This window comes from Streptomyces sp. 8L (assembly GCF_020176795.1).
GTDB lineage: Bacteria > Actinomycetota > Actinomycetes > Streptomycetales > Streptomycetaceae > Streptomyces.
Genome location: NZ_JAIUKE010000618.1, coordinates 1 through 5627, shown reverse-complemented (window position 1 = coordinate 5627; position 5627 = coordinate 1). Strand labels below are relative to the sequence as shown.

Here is a 5627-nt window from a genome sequence, read left to right as displayed (position 1 = left end):
GCGCGGGGTCGGGCACGCCGTCGATTCAGATGTGGACATGACAGAGACTCCCTTTCGGCTTCACCGCGAGGAGCGGGAAGGGGGGGGGCGCCTGCGCGCCGTGGACAGGGCGGAGCGGCCGGAGACAGGGTCCGCCTTAACGGGTTCGCTGTTCCGTTACGTCGAGAAACGTAGCACGGCGGGACTCGATAAAGGAACTCTGGTCCCGATAGGGTGGGGCGGAGGACGCCGCAAAAGGGTGGCGCGGACGCGGCGCTGGAAAGCGGCGGGGTTCGTGGACGGGCCAGGAAGGTGGTGGGTGGCCTGATGGGTGACGGGTTCTTCCACTGGTACCGCGACCGCTGGAGCCGGGCCGACGCGCGGGCCGTACTCGCGGCCCTGGACGCCAACGGGGTGCGCCGCGCGAACCCGGGCGACGGCCGGGTCTCCCTGATCACCGGCGGCCCGGACAGCTGGGGTGAGCAAGTCGCCACCACGGCGTGCGGGTTGGTGGAACAGGTCGCTTTTGTGGACGGTGAGGTCAACTTCCAGCTGTGGGTCTCAGCCGACACGGACGTGTTCACCCGGGTGCGCAGCCCGGAAGTCGGGGTGGCGACCGTGGTGCTGGAATTCGGCCTGGACGGCCTGGCGGACGGCGAGTTGGAGCGGACGGCCGCCGCGCTCCTGCGCGTCGTCGGCTCGCATCGCGCGGGCACCCTCGGTTTCGTCCTGGACCGCGCGGGCACCACCGCGGAACTGGACTGGGACGCCGTACTGGCCGGCGCCGCCGTGCCCGTTTCACCGCTCCCCGACACCCTCGGACTGCCGCGCGCGTATGTGCCGCTGCACCCGGAGGTGACGTCCGTGGTGCGGGAATCCGTCGCGTACGGGGACCTCGTCGTCTTCGACCGCGCGGGTACGGCCCCGGGCCCCGCTGGGGGTACGGCCCCGGCCTCGGGTGGACGGGGTGTGGCGGCGGAGGGGCGCGACGAGGGTCAGGGCCGTCGTCAGCGCGAACGCGACGCCCGCCGGGGCGGGTGAACGGGGGTCACGCGGTCCTAGCGGTCACCTCATCGAGTGGCGCGGGGGCCCGGAGCCCGCTTCAGGGCCGGGAGCAGCAGGCCGACGGCGGTGGTCATGCGGGCGAGGAACTCCTCGCGGCCTGCCGCCCGGTACTTGATGCCGGTCGCGGTGCTCAGGAGTGTCTGCGCCACGTCGTCCGCCACGCCTTCGCGGCCGGCGGGCGCGGAGGCGGTGAGGGCGTCGGTGACCAGCCCGGCGAAGCGCGTGGAGTACTCCGCGGCCAGCGGTCCGAGCAGCTCCGGATTGCTCTCGATCACGACGGCCACCTCCCTGACCGGCGGACCGACGTACCGCCCTGTCCAGTGGTCGAAGGCCTCGATCAGCCGGTCGTGGAGCGGGCGGCCGGTGTCGGCGAGCGCCCGTTCCGCGGCTGCGACGTCGCTGTCGAGCGCGTGGACGGCGGCGGCCCGGAACAGCTCGCGCTTCGAGGAGAAGAGGAAGTACAGGCCGGGCCTGGAGATGTCGGCGGCCCGGGCGACATCGTCCATCGACGCCTTGCGGTAGCCGTAGCGGGCGAAGGTCAGCAGCGCCGCGTCCAGGACGTGCTCGCGCCGGCCGGGCTCGCCCTCCTTGCCGGCAGCGCGGATGGCGGAGCCGTTGCCGCCCACGGCGGCAGCGCGGGCGGCGGCGGTGCCGGATGCGTCGGAGCTCACGCGGGAGAGCGTACCCGGCGAGGAGGCTTACTAGACAGCGTAGGCTTGTTTTGTATAGTGCGTTTTGTATAGTCCGATGGCGGTCGCTCCGTGCCGCCGTCGTCTCCAGGAGGCCCCCATGCCCACGCACCGCCCGCTCATCACCACGCGCTTCGACGCCGCGAGCACGGCCGACGACGTCGTCGCGGGCCTCGACCTCGGCGGCGTCCGCGCGGTGGTCACCGGAGGCTCGTCCGGCATCGGTCTGGAGACGGCGCGCTCGCTGGCCCGCGCCGGCGGGGACGTCGTGCTGGCCGTCCGCGACACCGGCGCCGGGCACAGGGCCGCCGAGGACATCGCGCGCTCGACCGGCCGGGGCGGTGTCCGCGTGGCCGCCCTGGACCTCGCGGATCGCGCCGCGGTGGCCCGCTTCGTCCAGGACTGGGCCGGCCCCCTGCACCTGCTGGTCAACAACGCGGGCGTCATCACGCCCGGGCCCGCCAGGACCGCCGAGGGCTGGGAGCTGCAGTTCGCGACCAACCACCTCGGCCACTTCGCGCTGAGCCTCGGCCTGCGCGACGCCCTCGCCGCGGGTGCCCGCGAACGCGGCGGGGCGCGGATCGTCTCGGTCAGCTCGACGGCCCACATGCGCTCGCCCGTCGTGTTCGACGACCTCCACTTCGAACGGCGCGCGTACGACCCGCAGGAGGCCTACGCCCAGTCCAAGACCGCGAACGCGCTGTTCGCCGTCGAGGCCACCCGCCGCTGGGCGGGCGACGGCATCGTCGCCAACGCCGTCAACCCCGGCGGCGTCGCCACCGGACTGCAACGGCACTTCACCCAGAGGCAGAAGGACTACCTGGCCGAGGCGGAGGCGGCGGGCGTCTTCACCTACAAGACCGCGGGCCAGGGCGCCGCCACCACCCTCGTCGCGGCGACCGCCTCCGAACTCGCCCGTACCGGCGGCCACTACCTGGACGACTGCCGCGAGGCGCACACCGTGCCAAACGACGCCGAGCTGTTCGGCAACAGCCACGGCGTCAAGGAGTGGGCCCTCGACCCGGCCACCGCACGGCAGTTGTGGACGGTCTCGCTCGACCTCGTCGGCGGCGAGATCGGCGGTGCGGCATGACGGAGGGGTACGAGGTGACGTACGAGTGGCGCGGCACGTTCGACAACACCGCCCTCAACGCCCTGCACGCCGAGGGGTTCGGGCACCCGGCCGAGGACACCGACTGGCGGACGCAGGTGGAGCGGCACAGCCTCGGCTGGGTCTGCGCGTGGGCGGACGGCGCCCTCGTCGGCTTCGTCAACGTCGCCTGGGACGGGGGAGTCCACGTCTTCGTCCTGGACACCGTGGTGGCCCGGCGCCTGAGGTCCCGGGGGGTCGGCGCCGAACTGATCGCCACCGCGGCGCGGGAGGCGCGCGCCGCGCACTGCGAGTGGCTCCATGTGGACTTCGAGGAGCACCTGCGCCCGTTCTACTTCGAGGCCTGCGGCTTCCGGCCGACGGACGCGGGGCTGATCGGCCTCTGACGGCGCGCGGGCGGCTGGTCCGGCCAGTCGAAGGCGTACGCCGGGTCCCGGCCCGCCGACAGGCGCGCGTAGCGCAGCAGTTCGCGGGCGATGCCCGCGGCGCCCATCGCCCAGCCGGAGTCGGGCTCCAGGATGCTCGGGGTGGCACGGTGCTCGGTGTTGCTCCAACGGACGCCGTCCGCGTCGACGGTGGCGTCGCCGACCAGGTCCGCGACGAGGATGCCGGCGAAGGCGAGGCCCGTGACGGGCGTATCGGCCCATGCCGGTTCCATGGCAGGGGTGTTGGCGGGCTCCGGGCCCGTGACGCGAGTGTCGGCGGGGCCCGGGGCCCTGACGGGGGTGTCGGCGGGGCCCGGTGCTGTGACGAGGGCGTCGGCAAGGCCCGGGCTCTCGCCCGCTTCGACGGACCGGTCGCAGGCGAGGGCCAGCACGCCCGCCGTACCGCAGCAGTGGCCGTTGTTGTCCCAGAAGCCGGGGCGCGTACGGCGCGGCAGGCCGGAGTGGGTGACGGTGTGCCAGCAGCGGTCGGCGAGCGCCGCCCACGCGGGATCTCCGGTCGTGTCGCGCAGCATCCGGAACACCTGGGCGTCGCCGGTGGGGCCGTTGCACCAGCCGTAGCTGATCCGCTCGACACCCTTGTCGGGCAGGTGCGGGTCCGAGTGCGGCACGAGGAAGCCGTCGGGACCCGCCTCGTCCCGTGCCGTGACGTCCGCGGCGCCCGCGCGTGCGAGCTCGGCCAGGTCGGCGCGGTGCGCGGCGCGGCCGACCGCCGCCAGCGCCTGGACGACACCGAGGGTGCCGTGCGAGATGTGGTTGAGCCGGGACGCCCGCCCCCGCCGTCCCTCCCACCGCACACCGTGGGGCGTCGCCTCGGCCGTACGGAGGTACGGCTCGGCGGCGAGCACCGCGAGGCCGGTGTCACCGCACGCCAACGCCCCCAGCGCGATACCGGCGTTGCCGCCCAGCAACTCGAACTGCTCGCCCCAGCGCGTCCCGTCGAAGCGTGCGCGGACGAGATCGAGTGAACGGCCCGCTGCCGTACGGGCGGACGCGTCCCCCAGCACCTCGCCGACGGCGTGCAGGGCGACGGCGATCCCCGCCCGGCCGAAGTAGAGCGAGCTGTGGTCCCACTCCTCGGCCGCGACGGCGAGGCCGCGCGCGGCGCGTACGGCGGCGTCGGCGTACCGGTCGTCCCTGAAGTGGGCCCAGGCCTCCAGGAGGGTCATGACGATGCCCGAAGTGCCGTTGTAGAGCATGGGGTTGAGCTCGTCGTCGGACGGCCGGGTCGTCCAGGCGAGACCGGGCCCCGCGCCGGAGGCGGTCCGCGTCTCGCGCGCGGTGCCGAGAAGCCAGTCGAGGGCGCCGACCGCCAGGGCCTCGGCCTCTCCCGCCCGTGTCACGTCCATCGTCCGTGCCCCTCCCGCCGTCGTCCCGTACGGTCGTCGACCGGGCGCGTACGGGAGTTCCCGGAAGCCCCCGGGGCCCAGCGGCCGGCGCTCACTTGCGCTTGTACGTCACCGCCGCGCCCGTGGGTGTCGTCCGGCGCAGGCCGCCGTCCGGCTGGATCGTCAGCGTGGTGGCCGAGCCCGGTGCGCACGACGTCTTCGGCTGTGCGACCTTCACCGAAGAGGGGCCGATCTTGAGCGGGCCCCCCTTCGCGCTCGGTGCGCTGAGCAGCGGGGCGGTGAACTCGCAGTGGTAGCCGCCCTTCCCGCCGGGGGCGCCGTCCGCGGTGAGGACCAGGACCTGATCCCCCGCCCTGCCCTGGCTGATCACCAGCGTCCGGGGGCTCACGCCGTCCTTGGTCCGCACTCCGCCGCTCCACGTGCCGAGGAACTCCTGCGGCACGTCGCCCTTCGCGGAGGGCGAGGGCGAAGACGACGGTGACGGCGACGTGGACGGTGCGCCGGAGGGCGCGGCGCCGGCGGACGACCCGTCGCCGCCCTGCGGGAGCGGCGCCCCGTGGGAGTGCGCGGAGGCGCCGCCCCCGGCCTTGTCGTCGTCGGGGCCGCTGCCCATGACCGCGTACACGGCGCCGCCCGCGCCGATCGCCACGATGAGCGCGACGGCGATCAGCGCGATCGTGCCGCGCTTGCTGCGTCCGGACGGCGCGGCGTCGTCCCGGCCGGAGCCGGCGTCGGAGCCGTGGCCGTGGCCGGTGGCGAAGAGAGCCTGGCCGGGTCCGGGCGGCTGCGGAGGCAGGACGGTCCCGGTGCCGTTCCCCGGCGGATAGCCGTAGCCGGGCTGGGGGCCCGGCTGCGGCTGCGGTTGGGGCTGAGACTGGGGTTGGGGCTGAGACTGTGGTTGTGGTTGTGGTTGTGGTTGTGGTTGTGGTTGGGACTGGGGCTGGGGTTGCGGCTGTTGGGGTTGTCCTTGGTGCTGGAGTTGCTGCTGGTA

The 5627-nt window shown here is 74.2% G+C and carries 5 protein-coding genes and 1 pseudogene; 3 read left to right on the top strand and 3 right to left on the bottom strand.

Annotated features, from left to right (window positions below):
• Window positions 1-306 precede the first annotated feature (306 nt).
• Window positions 307-1020 carry a hypothetical protein gene (locus tag LCE31_RS35825; RefSeq protein WP_225022027.1) on the top strand — a complete coding sequence of 238 codons (714 nt, stop codon included), beginning with the start codon at window positions 307-309 and terminating at the stop codon, window positions 1018-1020.
• A 29-nt stretch (window positions 1021-1049) separates the two neighbouring features.
• Here the strand turns inward: LCE31_RS35825 and LCE31_RS35820 are convergent, their stop codons facing one another.
• Window positions 1050-1715, bottom strand: a complete 666-nt coding sequence (locus tag LCE31_RS35820; protein WP_225022026.1) for a TetR/AcrR family transcriptional regulator — start codon at window positions 1713-1715, stop codon at window positions 1050-1052.
• A gap of 118 nt (window positions 1716-1833) precedes the next feature.
• Here LCE31_RS35820 and LCE31_RS35815 point away from each other — a divergent pair, with 118 nt between their 5' ends.
• Both LCE31_RS35815 and LCE31_RS35810 read left to right on the top strand, forming a co-directional pair.
• Window positions 1834-2826, top strand: a complete 993-nt coding sequence (locus tag LCE31_RS35815) for an SDR family NAD(P)-dependent oxidoreductase (RefSeq protein WP_225022025.1) — start codon at window positions 1834-1836, stop codon at window positions 2824-2826.
• Entirely contained in the window at window positions 2823-3230 is a 408-nt protein-coding gene (locus LCE31_RS35810; protein WP_225022024.1) for a GNAT family N-acetyltransferase, read from the top strand. The genes LCE31_RS35815 and LCE31_RS35810 overlap by 4 nt, the downstream gene beginning before the upstream one ends.
• On the opposite strand, the gene LCE31_RS35805 is transcribed toward LCE31_RS35810, so the two are convergent.
• Entirely contained in the window at window positions 3176-4636 is a 1461-nt protein-coding gene (locus tag LCE31_RS35805) for a lanthionine synthetase LanC family protein (RefSeq protein WP_225022023.1), read from the bottom strand. The genes LCE31_RS35810 and LCE31_RS35805 overlap by 55 nt on opposite strands.
• A 91-nt stretch (window positions 4637-4727) precedes the next feature.
• A pseudogene (locus LCE31_RS35800) lies at window positions 4728-5627 on the bottom strand (serine/threonine-protein kinase); the annotation flags it as partial.

Bases quoted from the DNA above. Each gene is read 5' to 3' on its own strand.
- LCE31_RS35810 (WP_225022024.1), top strand. From the start codon at position 2,823: ATGACGGAGGGGTACGAGGTGACGTACGAGTGGCGCGGCACGTTCGAC.
- LCE31_RS35805 (WP_225022023.1), bottom strand. From the start codon at position 4,636: ATGGACGTGACACGGGCGGGAGAGGCCGAGGCCCTGGCGGTCGGCGCC.
- LCE31_RS35815 (WP_225022025.1), top strand. From the start codon at position 1,834: ATGCCCACGCACCGCCCGCTCATCACCACGCGCTTCGACGCCGCGAGC.
- LCE31_RS35825 (WP_225022027.1), top strand. From the start codon at position 307: ATGGGTGACGGGTTCTTCCACTGGTACCGCGACCGCTGGAGCCGGGCC.